The organism is Candidatus Accumulibacter phosphatis (assembly GCF_000024165.1).
Taxonomy (GTDB): Bacteria; Pseudomonadota; Gammaproteobacteria; order Burkholderiales; family Rhodocyclaceae; genus Accumulibacter; species Accumulibacter phosphatis.
In genome coordinates this window covers 704,654-723,859 of sequence record NC_013194.1, presented here as the reverse complement: position 1 = coordinate 723,859, position 19,206 = coordinate 704,654, and the positions used below count along the sequence as shown (strand labels likewise).

Sequence of the window (19,206 nt, the reverse complement as noted above, 5' to 3'; positions counted from 1 at the left end):
GCGATGCGAGCGGATGGTGCGAAAGGACAGCATCATGCACTCCACTGGTGCATCATGCCGGTGGGCCGGCGAACGCTAGCGTGGCACGCACCGGCAAAGGCACGCCTGCGTACTTCCCGTGACAAGTGGCGATGCGCTCATCAACCCGAACCGGCAGCCGCGACGGCGCGGAGTCGCTGGCCAGTGAGGCGATCGAGGTACAGGTAGATCACCGGCGTCAGGTACAGCGTCAGGAACTGCGAAACCAGCAGACCGCCAACGACGGCCAGACCCAGGGGGCGGCGCACCTCGGCGCCGGCACCGAGGCCCAGCGCGATGGGCAGCGTACCGGCCAGCGCCGCCATCGTGGTCATCATGATCGGCCGGAAACGGATCAGGCAGGCCTCGAAGATCGCCGCCTGCGCCGGCATCCGGTCATTGCGTTGCCGATCGAGCGCGAAGTCGATCATCATGATTGCGTTCTTCTTGACGATGCCGATCAGCATGATGACGCCAACGAAGGCGTAGAGGCTCAGATCCACGTTGAAGATCAAGAGCGTCAACAGCGCACCCAGGCCGGCGGCGGGCAAACCGGAAAGGATGGTCAAGGGGTGCACGAAGCTCTCGTAGAGAATACCGAGAACCAGATAGACCACCAGGACGGCGATCAGCAGGAGGACACCCAGCCCCTGCAGGGACGACTGGAAGGCCTGCGCCGTTCCCTGCAGGCTCGTGTTCAGCGATACCGGCAAGCTCAGGTCCCGTTCCAGCGCCTTGATGCGGTCGACCGCCTCGCCGAGCGAGACGCCCGGCAAGAGGTTGAAGGAAATGGTCACCGCTGGCAGCTGCCCCTGGTGATTGACAGTCAGCGCCTGCGTCTTGCGACTGATACGGGCGATCGTGTCGAGCGGCACCAGCTTGCCGGCGGTACCACGAACGTAAAGACGCGAAAGCATCGTCGGATCGGCCTGATACTCGGGAGCAACTTCGAGAATCACCTGGTACTGGTTGGTCGCCCCGTAGATCGTTGAAATCTGGCGCGCGCTGAAGGCACTCTGCAAAGCATCCTCGACCTGGGCGAAAGTCAGGCCCAGCGCGGACAGTTTGTCGCGATCGATATCGAGCGCGACAACGGGGCTCAGGTTGTTGAGATTGCTGGTGACATCGACGAATCCCGGCAACTGGCGAATCCGGCCGAGCAGCGTCTGCGTCCACCGATAGAGTTCGTCGAGGTCCGTGTCCTGCAGGGTGTATTGATATTGTGCCGCCGTGATCTGGCCGCCGATGCGGATCACCGGCGGATTCTGCAGGTAAACCTTGATACCGGGCACAGCGGCGAGCTTGGGTCGCAGTTCCTGGATGATTTCGTCGGGCGTCAGAGCCCGCTCGTCGCGGGGTTTGAGCAGCATGAAGATCGTCCCGGTATTCGACGTTGGCCGGATGCCACCGGCACCTACCGACGACATGAACGATCGGATGTTCGGATCCTTGGCGACGATCTCGGCCAAGGCCCGCTGGTGCTCGACCATGGCCGCAAAGGAAGCATCCTGTGCGCCTTCGGTGAAGGCGATCAGGCGACCACTGTCGCCACTCGGGATGAAGTCCTTCGGCACCATGGCGAACATCGCGACGACCAGTGCCAGGCTGGCGAAGAAGCTGGCCAGGATCAGTCTGGGCCGGGCCATCGCCCAGGCCAGGCTGCGTTCGTAGCCGCCAAGCAGCGCGGCGAAGAAGCTGTCGAAGGCCCGGAACAGGCGCCCATGCTGCGCCGACCCGGCCGGCTTGAGATAACGACTGCAGAGCATCGGCGTCAGCGTCAGAGAGACGAAGCCGGAAACCAGAATGGCGATGCAGATGGTCACCGCGAATTCATGCAGCAAGCGGCCGACGATACCGCCCATGAACAGCACCGGGATGAACACCGCAACCAGCGAAATGGTCATCGAAACGATGGTGAAGCCGATTTCCCGGGCGCCCCGGATCGCCGCCTCGAACGGCGCTTCGCCGGCCTCGAGATGCCGGACGATGTTCTCGAGCATGACTATAGCATCATCGACGACAAACCCGACGGCCAACGTCAGCGCCAGCAGAGACAGGTTGTCGAGACTGTAGCCGAGCACGTGCATGGCGGCGAAGGTGCCGATCACCGAGATTGGCAGGGCCAGGCTGGGAATCAGCGTCGCCGACAGGTTGCGCAGGAACAGCAGGATGACGACGAGGACCAGGAAGCCGGCGAGAAGCAGCGTGAACTGCACGTCGTCGATCGATTCCCGGATCGACAGGCTGCGGTCGTAGAGGATGTTCATGTCGATCGCCGCCGGCAGCTTGGCCTTGAAGCCAGGCAGGATCTTGCGAATCGAATCGACGGTCTCGATCGTGTTGGCGCCCGGCTGGCGCTGGATGGCGAGGACGATGGCGCGCTTGTCCACGTTCCAGCTAGCGATCTTGTTGTTTTCGACGCTGTCGATCGGCGTCGCCACGTCGTCCAGCCGGACCGGCGCACCGTTGCGCCAGGCAACGATCAGCGGCCGATAGGCGGCGGCATCGGCGAGCTGGCCATTGTCCTTGATGGCGAAGGTCTGGCGGCTGCCGTCGAACATCCCCACCGGTTGATTGACGTTGGCCTGCGCAACCGCCTGCTGCAACTCGTCGATGCCGATGCCGCGTGCGGCCAGTTGATCGGGGTTGGCGCGGATACGTACCGCGTACTTCTGGGCGCCGAAGACCTGCACCTGAGCCACCCCGGGGATCGTCGACAGACGCTGCGCGAGCTGGGTTTCCGCATACTCATTGACGATCGGCAGGGGCAGCGTCGCCGATGACATGGCGACGTAGAAGATCGGCTGGTCGGCGGGATTCACTTTCCGAAACGAGGGGGGTGCGGGCAGGTTCGGCGGCAACTTGCGCAGCGCCGCCGAAATGGCCGACTGCACGTCCTGCGCCGCCGCGTCGATGTTGCGGTCGAGCGTAAACTGCAGGGTGATCGCCGTCGAGCCCTGGGCGCTGGTCGAGGTCATCGAATCGAGCCCGGCGATCGTCGAGAACTGGCTTTCGAGCGGCGTCGCCACGGCCGCGGCCATGGTTTCCGGCGACGCGCCGGGCAGGTTGGCGGTGACCGCAATGGTCGGAAAATCTACTGTCGGCAGTTCGGCGACCGGCAAGGCCCGATAGGCAATGATCCCGAAAACGACGACCGCGGCGATCAGCAGTGTCGTCATCACGGGGCGGCGAATGCAGAGCTCGGCAACTTGCATCGGCGGTGCCTATCTTTGCTGTCCGGCGGCCGGTACGCCGGCGCCGGCTTCCTGCGCCTGTACTCTGGCGCCGGCAACGAGCCGCAGCTGGCCGTCGGTGACGACGCTTTCTCCCGACTGAACACCCCTCGACACGGCTGTCAGACCACCGGAACTGGCGGCAACCTCGACCTTGCGCACCTCGACGATGCCCTGCGCGTTGACGACAAAGACCAGCGGTCCTTCGGGGCCTTGCTGAACGGCCGCATCGGGAACGACGACGGAATCGCGCAGGGTATCGAGAGTCAGGCTGACATCGAGAAACTGCCCTGGTGTGAGCGCCTCGTCCCGGTTGTCGACCACGGCTTTCATGCGGATGGTGCCGGTGGCCGGATCGACCGCATTGTCGATGAAACGTGCCTCACCATCGAAACGGCGCGCCTCCTCACCGGGGATGCCGACGCTGACCTTCAGGCAGCCACCCGTCTGGCAGCCGCCGGTCATCGCGCTGCGCAGGCGGCTCAAGTGCTTCTCGGAAACGGCAAAACCGACATGGAGCGGACGCACCCGGTTGATCACCGCCAAGACCGTGTCATTGAGCTTGACCGCTGCGCCGGGGTAGACCAGCCTGGCGCCCATGACGCCGGCAAACGGCGCACGAATGCTGGCATAGGACAGCTGCGCACGCGCCAGGTCGACGGCCGCCTGGTCCGCGCGCAGCGCCGCGCCGGCCACCGCCTCGCCGGTACGCATCTCATTGACCTTTTCTTCAGAAACGAAACCGCGATCACGCAAGGCCAGGTAACGCCTGGTGTCGGCACTCGCCTTGGCCAGTTGCGCCTCGTCCCGCGCCACGATGGCCTCGGCCTGCCGGAGGCGCAGCGTGAAATCAGTGGTATCGAGCCGGATCAGTTCGTCGCCCCGGCTGACATGCTGGCCCTCGGCAAAGACGACGCTGGCGACCTGCCCGTCGACACGCGACTTGAGACTGACAGTTTCATACGCCTCGCCCCGACCAACGACCGCCAGCACGATCGGCATGTCCTTGACGGCGGCCCGCGCCAGCACCACCGGCACCGGCGGCGGCTCCTTGGTCAGCTGCCCGGCGCCCGAATGGCGAGGACCGAGGTACCAGTAGCCAGCGCCGACGCCAAGCAGCGTGAGCGCGAGCACGGCGACCCGCGTGCTCTTCTTCACTCGGAAGCGTCAGACATCACTTGGCGACAGCGATCTGCGCCAGTGCCTCGTCGAGCTCGCCAGGCGCGGCAGGCCGGACAAGGCGCCTCACTTCCCGGCCGCGCTCGAGAAAGATCAGGGTCGGCCAGAGTTTGACGCGAAAGGACCGTCCCAGGCGGCGTCCCGGGCCATCCTCGACGCGGATATGCCGCACCTGCGGATACTGCGCAAGCGCCGCGCCGATCATCGGCTGAGCGCCCTGGCAATAACCGCACCAGTCCGTGCCGAACTCGATCACCGCAGGTTCTTCGAGGGCATCGATCTCGGCGCGCGACGGTTCGACATCGGAAAGGAAGGCAGTTACTGGCATGGTTTCTCCGGGACTGACGGCGATCATCGGCGCCTGAGCAAGCGCCCGACCGTCAAGGATACCGCAGCTTGCCGGCGAAAGTCCTGCCTTGCCGGTGCAAGCCGCCCCGTACCGGCGCGACGGTCGTCGCGCGCGTGGCAATTGCCAGTTCGCTGCCGCCACCGCAATGGCAGCTATAGCATGCCATGGCCTCCTCAGTCCTTGGCGGCGCTACAACCGGCGGTAGCGGCAGCGGCCATTTCCGCCGGACTGACATCGCGCACGTGGGTGGCCACCGACCACTGGTGACCGAAGGGATCCACCAGTCGACCGTAGCGATCGCCCCAGAACATGTCGGCCAGCGGCATCGTCACCGTGGCGCCCGCCGCAACGGCCGCGGCCATGGTCGCATCCGCATCCGCCACATAAAGATGGAGGGTCACCGGCGAAGCATTGACGGCTGAGGGCCCCAGGCATCCCTGCTCGGGAAACTCGTCGACCAGCATCAGCGAAGCGTCGCCGATCCTGATCATGGCGTGCATCAGGCGGCCATCCGGGGCGGGCAGGCGGCCGAGTTCGACGGCGCCGAAGGCCCTGGCGTAGAAGGCTATGGCATCGGCAGCGCTACGGCAGACGAGATGCGGGGTGATCGCGGTCATGCCTGGGGGAATCGGTTGCACGGTGTTCATGGCAGTCTCCTTGGGGTTTTCAAAGGGGCGGCAAAGGCCCGTCCTGGTGTGTACGACGAACCACCAGTCAGCAAATCGACAAGGGTCGCGGCTTTTTGTTCGCCACGCGGCCCTCACCGGGAGGTTTCGCGCGCGCGCGGACGGCAAGGCCGGCGGCCGGCGGCAAGCTGGAGTAGACTTGTGCGATGCCTACGCAACGCCTTGATCCACCCAGCAGCGAAGACGAAGCGCCGGAAGTCGAGGTGGTGATCGAGGTTCCGCGCGGCAGCTTCCTCAAGCGCGGCTCAACGGGGCGCGTCGATTTCGTCTCGCCTCTGCCCTGCCCCTTCAACTACGGCTCCGTTCCCAACTACCTCGGTCTCGAGGGCGATCTGCTCGACGCGCTGGTGCTCGGACCACGCCTGCCCTTCGGTACCCGCCTCCGGGTGCGCGCCTGGGGCGCGGTGACCCTCACCGACCGCGGCATGAGCGACGACAAGCTGATCTGCAGCGCTCACTCGCTGACCCTGGCGGAACGCCGGAACGTCCTGCGTTTCTTCCGCTTCTACGCGCGCTGCAAGGCGCTGCTGAACCTCTGGCGCCGCCGCCCGGGTCGCAATGCCTGCGAGGGCTGGTGCGCGGCGTCGCTGGCGATCGCCCGCGCCGAACCCCTGCGCGAAACGTGGCGAGGGCCAAAGACAGACTTCTGAGCGGCAAGCGCAGCCGCCGGAGGAGTGGCCATTCCTGCACACAATATCCACACCGCGCGGCGCGGTTCGAGCGCTGGCGACGCGGCCACTCGCGTCGCCGCTTCTACTATACTTGCTGGCCAATCACCCTCACCATTTCGGCCACCCCGGCCAGTCGACCCATGATCGGCGCGATCACCCTTCTCCTCGTTTTCCAACTGCTCGGCGAAGTCATCTCGCGCGGCCTGGCCTTGCCCATCCCGGGGCCGGTAATCGGCATTGCCCTGCTCTTCATCGCCCTCACCGTGCGTGGCGGCCCATCCGCCGACCTGCGCAAGACGGCGCAGGCGATGTTGCAGCATCTCTCGCTGCTCTTCATTCCCGCCGGCACCGGCGTCATGCTGCACTTCCAGCGCATGTCCGACGAGTGGCTGCCGTTGCTCATCTCGCTGGTGGCCAGCACGCTGATCACCATCGCCGTGACCGCCCTGGTGCTGCGCTTCCTGAGTCGCCACCGCGACCTCCCGCAGGACACGCCATGACACCGCGCATCAGCGAGATCTGGGTCTACCTGGCGGCGTCGCCCCTGCTTGGTCTGACGCTGACCTTGCTCGCCTACCAGGGCGCCACCTGGGTGCACAAGCGTTGCCACGGGCATCCATTGGCCAACCCGGTTCTGCTCGCGGTCGCTGCGCTGGTCGCCTTGCTGTCGCTGACCGACACGCCCTACAGCACCTACTTCGACGGCGCACAGTTCGTCCATTTCCTGCTCGGCCCGGCCACCGTGGCGCTGGCCATTCCGCTCTACGCCCAGATTGAACGCCTGGTGCGCCTGGCGCTGCCCTTGCTGGTCGCACTGGTCGTCGGTTCCCTGACCGCAGCCCTGTCTGCGGTCGCGATCGGCAGCCTGTTCGGGGCCAGCCGGGCGACGCTGCTCTCGCTGGCACCGAAGTCGGCGACCACGCCGATCGCCATGGGCATCGCCGAGCGTCTCGGCGGCCTGCCCTCGCTTACGGCGGTGCTGGTGATCATTACGGGAATCGTCGGCGCCATCGGCGGGCGCTATGTCTATCGGGCGCTGCACATCGAAGACGACGCCCAGCGCGGCTTCGCCATGGGGATTGCTGCGCACGGCATCGGTACCGCGCGCGCTTTTCAGGAGAACGAGCAGATGGGAGCCTTTGCCGCGCTGGCGATGGGTCTCAATGGCCTGATGACGGCGCTGCTGCTGCCGGTGGTGATACCGTGGTTCCTGGGTCGGTAACGCGGCCAGGCGACGACATCCGCCAATGACAAGTCGCCGGCATTGTGCCGGCCGAACGTCCCGAAAGGAATCGGCGACGGCCGCCGAATCGGCCACTCCGCGCGAGTCTGCGGGCAATCGTGAAAAGCCTCACGTGCTCCCAACGGTTTCGCTGTTCCAATCTACCCGCACACGTGCACACGGTACGCGTGGCGACGCTTCGAACACATGCTGTTGGCGAGGATGCGAATCCCGGTGACGGCAACTTTTCCAAAGGTGTCCTGGGTAGGTGGCAAGGTGAGAAAGTGGCGAATCCCGGCTGGGCTCTACAATGCGCTGCCCTACTTCTACGCGAGCGCCGGCCTGCTGGCCATGATCGCGCTGCGCGACGGGGTGGCGGTCGTCCTCGGCTTGATACTGCTGTCGGCTGGCGGTTTGGTGGGACTGCTTCGCGCGCAGCATCGTCGGGGTCTCTATCAGCTCGAGAAGCCCAGCGACCTGCCGAATGCCGGGAAGGAAGAGGCGCCGGCCGGCGTACTCGTCCAGTTCCTGTGGCGCAATTCATTCGAGTGCGGGCATCCGCTGATCGACGAGCAACGTCGTCGCTTGTGCCGCCTGGGCAGCGAGCTGATCAATTCGGTGTTGATCAGGCAGCCGCCTTCGCAAGTGGAGCTGCTGCTCGATGATCTGATCGAGCACATCATCGACCACTTTTCCACCGAAGAATCGGTGCTGGCCGAAACGCAGCCGCCAATCCTGAGGAAGCATCAGGCGAGCCATCGCGCACTCCTGGCCAAGGCGGCCACTGTCCGCGACCAGTTTCTCAGCGGTCAACTGGCGGCCAGTGATCTCGTCGGTTTCATCTCCTGCGACGTCATCTCGGACCACGTCATCCGGGACAGCCGCGAGCTCGCCGTCGAGGCGGGCTGAAGAGCGGCCGTCCCGGCCGGGCGTCATCGTCGCCGTCGGCCAGTCTGGTCGCCGCCGGAACCACCCACCCGTTCTGCCGAAACGTTCGACGTGGAAGTTGCAAGGTAAGTATTCGGTGAACCCGTAGTCGGAGGTGGCGGCCGATAGTCGGCGACTGAGCAGATGGCGGAGGGCTGGACACAGAAGCCGAGTTTGGGTAGACTTCGACGTATGGGCTCTGGATCGGACATCTCGTACGCAGGACCATCGACAAGCAACGGCAAGCCGACGCCGTTTGCCCAGGTGATGGTGACGCTGAGCAAGGAAGCGGAGATCAAGCTCCGGTCCGAGGCCAATTACTGGAAGAGTCAACATCAACAAGCGCTTGCCCGTTTGGCGCAACGGGAGGCTGATCATCGCCTGGCGATGGCGCAAGCGGCGGCGCGTGAGGCGGCTTTGCGCAGCGAGTTGGAGAAGGCCGAGGGCAAGCTCCGGGATTTGCAAAAGCGCCTGTTTGGCCGCAAGTCCGAGCGTCGTTCGAGGACGGAAAAGGACGCCGCATCGAATGACCAGAAGTCGGCAAGGCCGCGAGGCCAGCGGCCGGGAGTCGCCGGTCACGGACGGAGGCTCGAAAGCCACTTGCCGGCACAGGTCGAAACCATCGAACTCGACTGCCCCCATTGCCCGGAGTGTGGTCTCGGCTATGCCGACTTTCCCGGCACGGAAGACAGTGAAATTCTCGAAATAGACGTCAAGCCGTACCGGCGAGTAATCCGCCGGCGGCGCTACCGGCGGACCTGTCGGTGCCCCGGGACGCCGGGCATCCTGAGCGCACCCCCCCCCGGCGCGGTTGATCACCCGCGGCAAGTACGGGGTGTCGATCTGGGTGCACCTTCTGCTCGCCAAGTTCTCGTACGGCCAGCCGACTCATCGCCTGCTCCGAGACTGGTCTGACCACGATCTGACGCTCTCGCCCGGAACCCTTACTGGCGGACTACGCACCTTGGCCCCGCTGTTCGAGCCGCTGGAAGACGCGCTGCGTTGCCGACTGCAGAGCGAGAATCGCTGGCACGCGGATGAAACCCGCTGGATGGTGTTTGCCGAGACCGAAGGGAAGATCGGTCATCGCTGGTACCTGTGGGTGTTTCACTCCGAATCGGTGATTCACTTTGTGCTTGACCCGACGCGATCGGCGCCGGTGCCGATCGCCGAACTGTCCGCCAGCCAAGGAGGGATCGTCATCTGTGATCGCTACTCGGGCTACAAGAAGCTCGCGAGAATCCTTGGGACGATCCTTCTGGCCTTCTGCTGGGCCCATCAACGGCGTGATTTCATCGAGTTGGCCAACGCCCATCCGGAGCTCTCGGAATGGGCCCTGTCCTGGGTCGAACGGATTGGCGAGCTCTACCTCTTGAACGACGCGCGCCTTGCCGTGCGCGCCGATCCGGTTCAGTGGGCCGCACGTGACGACGGCTTGCGGCAAAGGGTCGCGCAAATGGCGAGCCAACGCGAGGCCGAACGGGCGAACCCGGCGCTCAAGGCCCCGGCCAGGAAGGTGCTGCAGAGCATGCAGAAGCATTGGTCCGGCTTGACGGTGTTTGTCGACCACCCCGAGGTGCCGATGGACAACAACGTCGCCGAGCGGGACCAACGCACGCCCGTCGTCGCGCGCAAGAACTTCTACGGTTCCGGCAGTCCGTGGTCGGGCGCCCTCGCGGCCACGATGTTCAGCTTGCTGATGACGATGCGCCTGTGGGGGATCAATCCCCGCACCTGGCTGACGGCGTATCTGGACGCCTGTGCGGCGAATGGCAGCCAGCCGCCGGCGGACCTGAGTGTCTTTCTGCCCTGGGCGATGGACGCTGACCTGCTGGCACAGAGGCGTCGTGCCGCGATGGACCCGGCCGACCCCATCGACAGCTCATGAAGCCTTATTGCGGGCGTCAGTTCACCCTTGACGAACTGCAGACCCTCCGCCACCTGATCGAGGCCAACCCCAGTGCCAGCCGCGCGCAGCTCTCGCGTCAGGTGTGCGCGCTCCTCGACTGGTTCAAGCCGAATGGCGAGCTGAAGGACATGACCTGCCGAGTCGCCATGCTACGCATGCAAGCGGACGGCCTGCTCACCCTGCCGGCGGCACAACGGTGCGCCCCTCGCCAACCCGAGTATCTCGCCACCGCCGCTACCGATCCCCAATCGCTGCTCGTGCGGCCAGTGCATGAGCTGCCGCCGCTCCACTTGCGCCAAGTCTCCGGTTCGGCCCACTCCCGACTGTGGAACGAGTACATCGCCCGTTACCACTATCTCGGCTACACGCCCATGGCCGGTAGTCAGAGCCGCTACTTCGTCTTCGCCGGTGAGCATCGGGTTGCCTTGTTGAGCTTCGGCGCCAGTGCCTGGAAGCTCGCCGCACGCGAGCGCTTCATCGGCTGGCAGGAGGACGAGCGGCAAAGAAACCTGCCGCTCGTGGTCAACAATGCCCGCTTTCTGATCTTGCCCTGGATCCAGTCCAAGGGCTTGGCCTCGAAGATCCTCGCGATCATCCACAGGCAACTGCCCAACGACTGGCTGGCGCGCTACGGCTACCGCCCCGTGCTCCTCGAAACCTTTGTCGAGACTCCCCGTCATCGCGGCACCTGTTACCAGGCCGCCAACTGGATCAAGGTCGGTCAAACCACCGGACGCGGCAAGAAATGCCCCACGTCCAAGCCTATCCTGCCGATCAAGGATATCTGGCTCCATCCCCTGCACAGGAACTTCCGCTCAATTCTGTGTCGCTAGCGCCGATCGTCAAGGTCAGACTTGGCCCACGGGTTCACCGAATACTTACGTTGCAAGTTCAACGTCAAACGGCTGCCACTTCGACCAGGCAATCGTAGAACGTCGCCCCGCCACCCATGTCGGTGAGCGCCTGACTGGTCACTTCGTTGCAGTTGCGTCCGTCGGGCGACAGCTTGCGCCACCAGATCGACGTCGCCATGGCGACCCCTGGTCGAATGCGCTCGCTGACGATCGCACGGGCGCGGAATTCGCCACGCCGGTTGAAGATACGAACCGGGCTGTCGTTGGCAATACCCCGTGCCGAGGCGTCGGCGGGATGTAGATGCACCGCCGGCGACTTTTCTTGTGCCAGGAAACGCGCCGAGTTGGCAAAACTGGTGTTGAGGAAATTGCGCGCCGGCGGCGTGATCAGCGCGAGCGGGAACTCGGCGGCCAGCGTGCTTTGCCGCCACTCGCGAGGCGCGATGAAGTCGGGCAACGGGTCGAGGCCCTGGGAGAGCATGGACTGACTGTAGAACTCGCATTTGCCGGAAGGCGTCGGGAAGCCTCCGTCGGCGAACGGCGCGGCGCCGCGCGGCAGGTTCAGGCGGGCATGGCCGTCGGCCTTGAGTTTCTCCCATGACAGCCCGGCGAGGCGCGGATCACTCCAGTCGAAAGCCTGGCGGCACAGCGCCTCGTCATCGTCCGCGAAGCACGCGTCGCTGAAGCCCATTTGCCGGGCCAGACGACGGAACAGCTCGGTGTTTGGCAGCGCTTCGCCGAGCGGCGCAATCGCCGGCTGATTGACCTGAATGTGAAGATGCCCGTACGACTTGTGGATGTCGAGCTGTTCCATGTGACTGGTCGCCGGCAACAGGATGTCGGCGTAGTCGGCGGTGTCCGTCTGGAACAGATCGTGGACAACCGTGAACAGATCCTGACGCGCGAAGCCGCGTACCACCTCCGCCGATTGCGGGGCAATCGCAACCGGATTGCTGTTGTACACGAAAAGCGCCTTGATCGCCGGTTGCGCGTGCAGGAGGTCGCGGCCGATGGTGCTCATGTTGATCGTTCGAGGTGCCGAGTTGGGCATCAGGTCCGGACGTTCGAGGGCGGCCGTGTCGACCGGATAGTTGCCCGAAGTCGACAGCAGCACGCCGCCGGCAGGGTACCGCCAGGCGCCGGTGAACGCCGGCAGGCAGGAGATCGCGCGTAGCGCCATGCCGCCGCCGGCCGTGCGGTTGATGCCGTAGTTGGTACGGATTGCCGCCGGGCTGGTACTGGCGTAGTCGTGCGCGAGCTTCTCTATTTCTCCTTCGCTGATGCCGCAGATGGCAGCCACCCGCGCCGGTGCAAACTGCAGCGCGCGCTCCCTGAGGGCGTCGAAACCGAGCGTGTAGCGCGCGATGTAATCCGCATCGAGCAGCTCGTCGCGGATCAATACGTGCATCAGGCCGAGCGCCAGCGCGCTGTCGGTGCCCGGCAGCAGCGCGACGTGCTGGTCACATTTCTCGGCGGTCGCCGTGCGGCACGGATCGATGGCGATCAGGCGCGCGCCGCGCCGCCGCGCTTCCTGCGCCAAGCGCCAGAAGTGGAGGTTGGAGACGACGCTGTTGGTTCCCCAGAGGATGATCAGCCGCGCATCGACGACGCTCTCGGCGTCGAAGCCGACGCTCGCGCCGATCGTTGCCCGATAGCCCATCGCCCCCGCGCTGGCGCAGATCGTCCGGTCGAGTTGCGCGGCGCCGAGGCGGTGGAAGAAGCGGCGATCCATCGAACCGTAGCCGAGCAGGCCGGAATTGCCGGCGTAGCTATAGGGAACGATCGCTTCGGCGCCACTCTCGGCAGCGATGCGGCGGAAGCGCTCGGCGATCGTCGCCAGCGCCACCTCCCAGGTGATCCGTTCGAAGCTGGCGCCCGGACCCTTGGCACCGACGCGACGCAGCGGGTGCAGCAGTCGATCGGGATGGTGGATGCGCTCGGGGTAGAAAGCGACCTTGGTGCACAGCACTCCGGCGGTCGGCGCGTGATCGGCGGCGCCGGCCACCTTGATCACGCGACCGTCGCTGACGGTCACGTCGAGCGCGCAGGTATCCGGGCAATCGTGCGGGCAGGCGCCACGAACGGTGCCGCTCGCACCAGGCATCGGTGAGGTGTTGGCCATCGGGCATCCTCAGGTTCGTTTGGACAGCGAGAAGATAGCAGTTTCGCTGCCTTTGCGGCGTGCTTCGCGTCGCGTTGCGCTGGGGATCTCGACGATCGTCGTCGCATGCGACACCACGTCGACCAGCGCCGAGAAACGCGATCAAGCAATCTCCATTCGCTTTCGCCGGTTCGCTTCAACTTTCCAGTGAGAAGTGCAGCGGCACCAGCACGAAAGCCTCGACGGCTTCCGTCCCCTGCCGGGCCGGGACGAATCGCCACCGCTCGACCGCCGCGCGCGCGGCTTCGTCCAGACGGGAAAAGCCGCTCGACTGCTTGACGTCCACCTCCAGCGGCTGGCCGTGCGCGCTCACCCTGACGCGCAGGAGCACCCTCCCCTCCTCGCCTAGCCGGCGCGAAGCGACCGGATAGACCGGCTTTGGATTGTGCAGATAAGCGGCATCAAAGCGTACCGCAATGCCTGACCCCGGCGTTGGCGTCACGGGTGCTGCCTCGGCCAGCCCGGGAGCAGCTTGTGACGGTACGGCCGAGGGACTCGTGGCGGCAACCGTCGTCGCGGTCGTCATCAGGGGCGGCGCGACCGGCGACGCTTTCTTCGCCGGAACGGCAGCAAACGCAACAGGCCTTGGTCGATCGACCGCTCTCGGCGACTCGCGCCTGCTCGCGCTCGCCTCCTCGACCTTTACAAGCGGCCGCGCCGGTTCGCGCACATCAACCCTCAGCGCTGGCAGAAACGCCGAAGTCGGCGGCGGCACGACCACCCCGAACGCGAGCCAGAGAGCGAAAAGATGCACGCCGGCGGACAACAGCAGGAACAGACCGATCGGCCAGAACGATTGTCGGTACGCGTTGGGAAAGGCGTGGACCCCGCATGCCGTGGCGCTCAAGTCTGTCTCGGAGAGCACTGCAATGTCGCCAAAAAGGGAGCCATTCTATGCTGCCCGACGGGCCTCCAGGTGCGGCATTTTGTCTCATGTCGCGCGCTGGCCGGCCAGGTGGCGCCAGCACCCGACGGCTTGCAGCTGCTGCTCATCGACAGCATGGGCAGTCACGGTCAGCCGAAATTGATCCGCATCAAAAACAATGCCTTGTGCGACGATATGCCACATTCCGCAATGCAACATCACTTCCTAGAATGCCGGGTTGAAGAAGACCACCCCAGGGAGGGAAAGATGAAGTTTGCCAGGAAGCCCATCGCCGTCGCCGTTGCTCTGAGCCTGCCCAGCCTGTGGCAGGGCGCAGTCGCCCAGGAAAGCTCAGCCACGCCGGTCATGAGCGAAGTCGTCGTCAAGGCGTCGAAGATCCAGGACAAGGAGCCGTTTGGCGCCAGCCGTCTCGACGCGGCGAGCACCGCCCCCTATCGCGCAGCCACCAGCGATACCGCCAGCCTCCTCGACCGCCTGCCGGGCGTCAGCCTCTACGGTGCCGGTGGCGTTTCCAGCCTGCCGGTCATTCGCGGCCTGGCCGATGATCGCATCCGGATCAAGGTGGATGGCATGGACCTGATCTCGTCCTGCGCCAATCACATGAACCCGCCACTCTCCTACATCGACCCGACCAACGTCGGCAGCGTCATGCTGTTCGCCGGCATCACGCCGGTCAGCGTCGGTGGCGACAGCATCGCCGGCACGATTCTCGTCAACTCGGCGGCGCCGGAGTTCGCCAAAGCGGGCGAGGGTACCTTGCTCAGGGGTCAGGCTGGCGCTTTCTATCGCAGCAACGGCAATGGCCGGGGAGCGAACCTGTCGGCGACGCTGGCCAACGAGATGTTGAGCGTAAACTACTCCGGTTCGACCGCACAGGCCGACAACTACACCGCCGGCGGCAGCTTCAAGCCTGCCGGACCGTCGCTGGGAACCTCCGAGTGGCTGGCCGGCGACGAAGTGGGCTCGTCACAGTACAAGTCCGAGAACCAGTCGCTCGGCTTCGCGCTGCGCTACGCGGAACATCTCCTCGAGCTCAAGTTCGGCTATCAGCACATCCCGTACCAGGGTTTCCCGAACGAGCGCATGGACATGACGCTCAACGACAGCCATCAGGTCAATCTCCGCTATCTGGGGCAGTACAACTGGGGTTCGCTGGAAGCGCGCGCCTACCACAACAATACCCGCCACAAAATGAACTTCCTCGAGGACAAGCTCACCTTGGCCAACCCCGCCGGTATGCCAATGGATACGGAGGGGAAAACCACCGGCGCGGTACTCAAGGCGGATATCCTCGCCTCCGATCGCGATCTGTTCCGCGTTGGTGGCGAATATCAGAAGTACCGCCTCGACGACTGGTGGCCGGCGATCGGGCCCTATGTACCACCGATGGGTGGCATGGGAGGCATGGGCGGCATGGCTGGTATGAGCATGAACATGATGAACGGTTCGACGTTCTGGAACATCAACGACGGCAAGCGCGACCGCTTCGATGTCTTCGGCGAATGGGAAGCACGCTGGAGTGGGCAATGGCTGTCGCAGCTGGGCGTGCGCAGCAGTACCGTGTGGATGGACACCGGCGATGTACAAGGCTACAACCCGGTGGACTACGGCAATCCGGCGAATCCGAATTCGATCCCGGGTGCGTTCAATGCCGCCGATCGCAGCCGGACCGATCACAACCTCGATCTGACGGCATTGCTCCGCTTCACCCCGGACGCCCAGCAGACCTACGAGGCCGGCTTTGCGCGCAAGACGCGCTCGCCGAACCTGTATGAGCGCTACGCCTGGTCAACCAACAACACCATGACGATGACCATGATCAACTGGTTCGGCGACGGTAACGGTTACGTCGGCAACCTCGACCTGAAGCCGGAAGTCGCCAACACCGTCAGTGCCACCGCGCGTTGGCACGACGCCGCGCGCGAGCAGTGGAGCTTCAACATCACGCCCTACTACACCTACGTCCAGGATTACGTCGACGCACGTCGCTGTTCCGGAGGAGCGATGATGTCGCCCTGCGATCGCAACAACGTGACGGCAACGACAGGCTTCGTCAATCTCCAGTTTGTCAATCAGTCCGCCCGCCTCTACGGCGCCGACGTTTCCGGCTACTTCCCGGTGCTCCAGGGCGGTGCCCTCGGCAATGTGAAAATGACGGGGGTGGTGAGCTACGTCAGAGGCAGGAACCCGGACACGGACGACAACCTTTACCACATCATGCCCTTGAACGCGAAGCTGGCGCTGGTGCAACAATCGGGGCCCTGGACCAACACCCTCGAAGGCGTGTTTGTCGACGCCAAGACCAAGGTTTCGAGCGTTCGCAACGAGCTGGAAACCAGTGGCTATGGCTTGATGAACCTGCGCAGCAGCTACCAGTGGAAGCAGGTTCGCCTTGATGTCGGTGTCGAGAACGTGTTCAACCGACTCTACGATTCGCCGCTCGGCGGAGCCTATCTCGGCCAAAGGCCGATGGTCTACGGAACCGCCGTTCCCGGAATGGGGCGCTCGCTCTATGCCGGTGCCAACCTGCAGTTCTGAGCCCAACCGCAACGACCGGTCGGCGGCAGGGTCAGGGATCGCTACCGCCGACTTCAGAAAGGAGGCAAGAGGATTGCCGAAGGTCGAGACAAGCACTCGCGCTGCCCGTAGGCCGGCGTCGATCACAAAGCGCCAACCCGTACATGTCGTTCGCGGACAACGCATCTACGCCGCCGACACCACCGGCACCGCCTGGCGGGTGCTGGCTGGGTCGGTGCGTCTCGACCGACAGGAGCCAAACGGCGAACAGAGCTTTGCCAACCTCGCCATCATCGGCGACATCCTCGGCGCTGAAACACTGCTTTTCGGTCGCTACACCTTTACGGCCACCGCCCTGTCCGCGTGCGTACTCGCGCCATGGCCTGAAGGTCAGGCGGCACCGGCGGGCGATTCGCTGCTGCGGACGCTGGCGAAAGCCGAACGACGTGCCGCCGAAGTCATCGCTCTGCGCTGCGGACAGGCGGCCGAGCGCGTTCGCCGACTGGTGATGCTGCTCTCGCATGTGCCCATCGAAGACCCCGCAGCAAACGCCGCGGCGCCCTTGCAGGTGGTCCTGCCGTCGCGGCAGGACATGGCCGACATCACCGCATTGAAGCTGGAGACCGTTTCCCGCATGGTGAGTCAGTTGCGGCAGACCGGCATCCTTGATCCATTGTGCCGCGACGGTCACCCGTCGCTGCGCAACTTCGTCGTCCGCGGAGCGGCCGCCGACCCGTACTGAGGCGGGGCAGACGGCGACTGGAGTAGAATGCGCCGATGCTGATTCTCGGAATCGAATCCTCCTGCGACGAAACGGGTGTCGCGCTCTTCAGCACCGATGCCGGCGGCACCCTGCTCGCGCATGCCCTGCACTCGCAGGTGGCCATGCATCAGAACTATGGCGGCGTCGTCCCGGAACTTGCCTCGCGCGATCACATCCGGCGCATCATCCCCCTGCTGCGCACGGTCCTGGCAAGCAGCGGACGCGCGCTGGCCGAGATTGACGCCGTCGCCTACACGCAGGGTCCGGGCTTGGCGGGAGCGCTGCTGGTCGGCGCCGCCTTTGCCGAGGCGCTGGCGACAGCACTGGGAGTGCCGACGGTGCCTGTCCATCACCTGGAAGGCCACCTGCTCTCGCCCTTGCTGTCCGGCAACCCGCCGCGCTTTCCCTTCGTCGCCCTGCTCGTTTCGGGTGGCCATAGCCAGTTGATGCGCGTGACCGGCGTCGGCAACTACGCACTCCTGGGTGAAACGCTCGACGACGCGGCCGGCGAGGCGTTCGACAAGACCGCCAAGCTGCTCGGCCTCGGTTACCCCGGCGGCCCGGCGCTCGCCGAACTGGCAGAACGTGGCCGGCGCGACGAGGTGAAGCTGCCGCGGCCGATGTTGAAATCCGGTGATCTCGATTTCAGCTTCAGTGGCCTGAAGACGGCCGTTCTCACCAAGGTACGTGAGCTGGCGGCGATCACCGACCAGCAGCGCGCGGACATTGCGCGCGGTTTCCAGGACGCCATCGTCGAAGTGCTGGTCAGCAAGGCGATTCGCGCCGTTGCGCTGAGCGGCCTGCAGCAACTCGTCGTGGCGGGAGGCGTCGGCGCCAACCGCGAATTGCGGCGCCAGCTTGATGCCGCCGCCAGCCGGGCGAGAATCGCCGTCTTCTACCCCGAACTCGAATTCTGCACCGATAACGGCGCCATGATCGCCCTGGCCGGGGCCTTGCGCCTGCAAGCGGGACTGGCCGGCAAGGTGGCGGGTGCCTTCGCGGTGCGGCCACGCTGGCCGCTCACCGACAGCTAGCGCGCGCTCGCCTGAACGGCGCGCACTTGTCGCCGCCGTCGCGGACCAGCCTTCTGCCCGCTCGCTGGCCCCCGCTGCCGCCGGTTTTCCTGTGCGGGCAGATCGCCGCGATTGACGGCGGCTGACCCGGCAACTAGACTTTTCCGAGTAAAGTCGCCGCTGGCTGGCGACATGGACGCTCGCCGAGGCCGTAAGCGGGACCGGCGAGTTGCTCCGAGTGTCCTGGCGGCACACGGGAAGCTGCCGACCTTTCGTGCTTCACTGCTTTGCTCAAGGAGAAGACCATGTCCATACGCGCCATCAATCAGCAGGGAATCGACCTGATCAAACGCTTCGAGGGAATCGTCGATGGCAACAAGACGACCCCCAACTACGACCCCTATATCGATCCCGTGGGCATATGGACGATCGGCTACGGGCATGCGATCCGTTTTCAGAACGCGTTTCTCAGAGGCGAGGCCGCGCGGGCGAGAGCTGCGGCGCTGTATCCGAGCGGCCTGACGACCCAGGAGGTCGAGGACCTGTTGCGCGCCGACCTACTGAACACCTGTCGCGACGTGGCTTCTCTGGTAAAGGTGACCATGTCGGACAACCAATTCGCCGCTCTGGTGAGTTTTGCCTTCAATGTGGGCAGTACGGCGCTGAAGAATTCGTCGCTCCTGAAAAAACTCAATGCCAAGGACTACGCCGGGGCCGCCAACGAGTTTGCCAAGTGGAACAAGGGCGGCGGAAAAGTCCTGGCGGGACTTACGCGGCGCCGCGAAGCCGAACGACAGCTCTTCCTGTCCTGACTCAGG

The 19,206-nt window shown here is 64.9% G+C and carries 19 protein-coding genes; 11 read left to right on the top strand and 8 right to left on the bottom strand.

Features of this window, described 5'->3' with window-relative positions:
- Positions 1-140: 140 nt before the first annotated feature.
- The 5 genes from CAP2UW1_RS03040 to CAP2UW1_RS03025 are packed head-to-tail and all read right to left on the bottom strand — an operon-like array spanning position 141 to position 5,426.
- A complete protein-coding gene (locus CAP2UW1_RS03040; RefSeq protein ID WP_015765202.1) occupies positions 141-3,233 on the bottom strand; it encodes an efflux RND transporter permease subunit in 3,093 nt (1,030 codons plus the stop codon).
- 9 nt (positions 3,234-3,242) lie between these two features.
- Positions 3,243-4,409 carry an efflux RND transporter periplasmic adaptor subunit gene (locus CAP2UW1_RS03035; protein WP_015765201.1) on the bottom strand — a complete coding sequence of 389 codons (1,167 nt, stop codon included), beginning with the start codon at positions 4,407-4,409 and terminating at the stop codon, positions 3,243-3,245.
- A gap of 16 nt (positions 4,410-4,425) precedes the next feature.
- The gene (locus CAP2UW1_RS03030) at positions 4,426-4,758 is read right to left on the bottom strand and encodes a thioredoxin family protein (RefSeq protein ID WP_015765200.1); all 333 of its coding nucleotides are present in this window, start codon (positions 4,756-4,758) and stop codon (positions 4,426-4,428) included.
- Positions 4,759-4,810: 52 nt separating this feature from the next.
- A complete protein-coding gene (locus tag CAP2UW1_RS25950; RefSeq protein ID WP_015765199.1) occupies positions 4,811-4,945 on the bottom strand; it encodes a hypothetical protein in 135 nt (44 codons plus the stop codon).
- Positions 4,946-4,952: 7 nt separating this feature from the next.
- The gene (locus CAP2UW1_RS03025; protein ID WP_015765198.1) at positions 4,953-5,426 is read right to left on the bottom strand and encodes a VOC family protein; all 474 of its coding nucleotides are present in this window, start codon (positions 5,424-5,426) and stop codon (positions 4,953-4,955) included.
- 185 nt (positions 5,427-5,611) lie between these two features.
- On the opposite strand from CAP2UW1_RS03025, the gene CAP2UW1_RS03020 reads away from it, so the two are divergent.
- From CAP2UW1_RS03020 to CAP2UW1_RS02990, 7 genes are all read left to right on the top strand, one after another.
- A complete protein-coding gene (locus CAP2UW1_RS03020; RefSeq protein ID WP_015765197.1) occupies positions 5,612-6,115 on the top strand; it encodes an inorganic diphosphatase in 504 nt (167 codons plus the stop codon).
- A 161-nt stretch (positions 6,116-6,276) separates the two neighbouring features.
- Entirely contained in the window at positions 6,277-6,636 is a 360-nt protein-coding gene (locus tag CAP2UW1_RS03015) for a CidA/LrgA family protein (RefSeq protein WP_015765196.1), read from the top strand.
- Complete coding sequence (locus CAP2UW1_RS03010; protein ID WP_015765195.1) at positions 6,633-7,358, top strand: LrgB family protein; 726 nt, start codon at positions 6,633-6,635, stop codon at positions 7,356-7,358. Before CAP2UW1_RS03015 ends, CAP2UW1_RS03010 begins: the two co-directional genes overlap by 4 nt.
- Before the next feature lie 276 nt (positions 7,359-7,634).
- The gene (locus CAP2UW1_RS03005) at positions 7,635-8,267 is read left to right on the top strand and encodes a bacteriohemerythrin (RefSeq protein ID WP_199931559.1); all 633 of its coding nucleotides are present in this window, start codon (positions 7,635-7,637) and stop codon (positions 8,265-8,267) included.
- A gap of 210 nt (positions 8,268-8,477) precedes the next feature.
- Positions 8,478-9,200: a hypothetical protein gene (locus CAP2UW1_RS25945; protein ID WP_041567670.1), complete on the top strand. Its 723-nt coding sequence runs from the start codon at positions 8,478-8,480 to the stop codon at positions 9,198-9,200.
- The gene (gene tnpC / locus CAP2UW1_RS25940; RefSeq protein ID WP_412566852.1) at positions 9,121-10,173 is read left to right on the top strand and encodes an IS66 family transposase; all 1,053 of its coding nucleotides are present in this window, start codon (positions 9,121-9,123) and stop codon (positions 10,171-10,173) included. Before CAP2UW1_RS25945 ends, tnpC begins: the two co-directional genes overlap by 80 nt.
- Positions 10,170-11,027 (top strand): Druantia anti-phage system protein DruA, encoded by an 858-nt coding sequence (locus CAP2UW1_RS02990; RefSeq protein WP_012806919.1) that lies wholly within the window; start codon positions 10,170-10,172, stop codon positions 11,025-11,027. Before tnpC ends, CAP2UW1_RS02990 begins: the two co-directional genes overlap by 4 nt.
- Positions 11,028-11,091: 64 nt before the next feature.
- On the opposite strand, the gene CAP2UW1_RS02985 is transcribed toward CAP2UW1_RS02990, so the two are convergent.
- The 3 genes from CAP2UW1_RS02985 to CAP2UW1_RS25275 all read right to left on the bottom strand — a co-directional run bounded on the left by CAP2UW1_RS02985 (position 11,092) and on the right by CAP2UW1_RS25275 (position 14,278).
- Entirely contained in the window at positions 11,092-13,170 is a 2,079-nt protein-coding gene (locus CAP2UW1_RS02985; protein WP_015765193.1) for a molybdopterin-containing oxidoreductase family protein, read from the bottom strand.
- Positions 13,171-13,345: 175 nt separating this feature from the next.
- Positions 13,346-14,056, bottom strand: a complete 711-nt coding sequence (locus CAP2UW1_RS25935) for an energy transducer TonB (protein ID WP_049778510.1) — start codon at positions 14,054-14,056, stop codon at positions 13,346-13,348.
- 84 nt (positions 14,057-14,140) lie between these two features.
- Positions 14,141-14,278: a hypothetical protein gene (locus CAP2UW1_RS25275; RefSeq protein ID WP_199931558.1), complete on the bottom strand. Its 138-nt coding sequence runs from the start codon at positions 14,276-14,278 to the stop codon at positions 14,141-14,143.
- 63 nt (positions 14,279-14,341) lie between these two features.
- Between CAP2UW1_RS25275 and CAP2UW1_RS02975 the strand changes: the two genes are divergently transcribed.
- The 4 genes from CAP2UW1_RS02975 (at position 14,342) to CAP2UW1_RS02960 (ending at position 19,200) form a co-directional block, all read left to right on the top strand.
- Positions 14,342-16,633: a TonB-dependent receptor gene (locus CAP2UW1_RS02975; RefSeq protein WP_015765192.1), complete on the top strand. Its 2,292-nt coding sequence runs from the start codon at positions 14,342-14,344 to the stop codon at positions 16,631-16,633.
- Between the two features lie 73 nt (positions 16,634-16,706).
- Entirely contained in the window at positions 16,707-17,354 is a 648-nt protein-coding gene (locus CAP2UW1_RS02970) for a Crp/Fnr family transcriptional regulator (protein ID WP_015765191.1), read from the top strand.
- A 35-nt stretch (positions 17,355-17,389) separates the two neighbouring features.
- Positions 17,390-18,409: a tRNA (adenosine(37)-N6)-threonylcarbamoyltransferase complex transferase subunit TsaD gene (gene tsaD, locus CAP2UW1_RS02965; RefSeq protein WP_015765190.1), complete on the top strand. Its 1,020-nt coding sequence runs from the start codon at positions 17,390-17,392 to the stop codon at positions 18,407-18,409.
- 284 nt (positions 18,410-18,693) lie between these two features.
- Complete coding sequence (locus CAP2UW1_RS02960) at positions 18,694-19,200, top strand: lysozyme (RefSeq protein WP_015765189.1); 507 nt, start codon at positions 18,694-18,696, stop codon at positions 19,198-19,200.
- The last annotated feature ends 6 nt before the right edge of the window (positions 19,201-19,206 follow it).